Source organism: Pseudomonas sp. SWRI51 (genome assembly GCF_014268825.1).
Lineage (GTDB): Bacteria > Pseudomonadota > Gammaproteobacteria > Pseudomonadales > Pseudomonadaceae > Aquipseudomonas > Aquipseudomonas farsensis.
This window is the reverse complement of record NZ_JABWRG010000181.1, coordinates 1-1,186: the sequence shown is the minus strand read 5'-3', so window position 1 is coordinate 1,186 and position 1,186 is coordinate 1. Positions and strand designations below refer to the sequence as shown.

Sequence of the window (1,186 nt, the reverse complement as noted above, 5' to 3'; positions counted from 1 at the left end):
CAAAGAGGTGTCTGATGACCAAGCAACGCCGTACCTTTACCCCTGAGTTCAAGCGCGAAGCAGCCTGTCTGGTGCTCGACCAAGGCTACAGTCATGCCGAAGCAGCCCGCTCGCTCGGCTTGGTCGAGTCGGCCCTGCGCCGCTGGGTTAATCAGCTTCAGCAGGAGCGCGGCGGCATCACGCCGGCCAGCAAGGCGTTGACGCCAGAGCAGCAGAAAATCCAAGAGTTGGAAGCTCGAATCACGCGCCTTGAACGCGAGAAATCAATACTAAAAAAGGCTACCGCGCTCTTGATGTCGGAAGATCTCGAGCGTACTCGCTGATACACCAACTCAGCGCCCATGAGCCCGTTGACTGGTTGTGCGAAGTGTTTGAAGTCACTCGCTCAAGTTATTACGCACATCGTCATAAACGGCGAACTCCGGACGTTGAGCGACTGCGATTGCGCAGTCGAGTAAATGAGTTGTTCACTCGAGGGCGAAGTGCGCCTGGCAGCCGCAGCATCAAGGCAATGATGCGAGAAGAAGGTGAGCAAATCGGGCGGTTCAAGGTGCGCAGTCTGATGCGTGAGCTGGCGCTGGTCAGCAAGCAGCCGGGATCACACGCCTACAAAAAGGCCACGGTAGAGCGGCCAGATATTCCGAATATCCTGAACCGAGCGTTTGATGTCGAAGCGCCAAATCAGGTGTGGTGTGGAGACATCACTTACGTTTGGGCGCAGGGCAAATGGCATTATCTGGCAGTTGTCATGGATCTATACGCACGCAGAGTAGTGGGCTGGGCCTTATCAGAGAAGCCGGATGCAGACTTAGTCGTCAAAGCGCTGGACGTAGCTTACGAACAACGTGGAAAGCCTCAAGGGCTGATGTTCCATTCCGACCAAGGATCGCAATATGGCAGCCGTCAGTTCCGCCAGAGACTATGGCGCTACCGGATATGCCAGAGCATGAGTCGGCGGGGTAACTGTTGGGATAATGCGCCGATGGAGCGAGTGTTTCGCAGCCTGAAATCAGAGTGGATACCGACCACGGGCTACCTGACTGGGCAGCCAGCTCAACGAGATATTAGCCAGTACCTGATGGGCCACTACAACTGGCTCCGGCCCCATCAATTCAACAATGGACTGGCTCCGGCCAAAGCTGAAGAAAAACTCAAAACCGTGTCCGGAATGAGTTGACCACTACAC

The 1,186-nt window shown here is 55.6% G+C and carries 1 protein-coding gene; it reads left to right on the top strand.

Going from position 1 to position 1,186, the window contains the following annotated elements:
• Positions 1-14: 14 nt before the first annotated feature.
• Positions 15-1,177, top strand: a protein-coding gene (locus HU720_RS23920) for an IS3 family transposase (RefSeq protein ID WP_186523622.1) whose coding sequence is annotated in 2 segments (ribosomal slippage) — positions 15-270 and positions 270-1,177 — 1,164 coding nt in all. Because the reading frame shifts where the segments join, the coding sequence is not laid out codon by codon here.
• Positions 1,178-1,186: the final 9 nt, after the last annotated feature.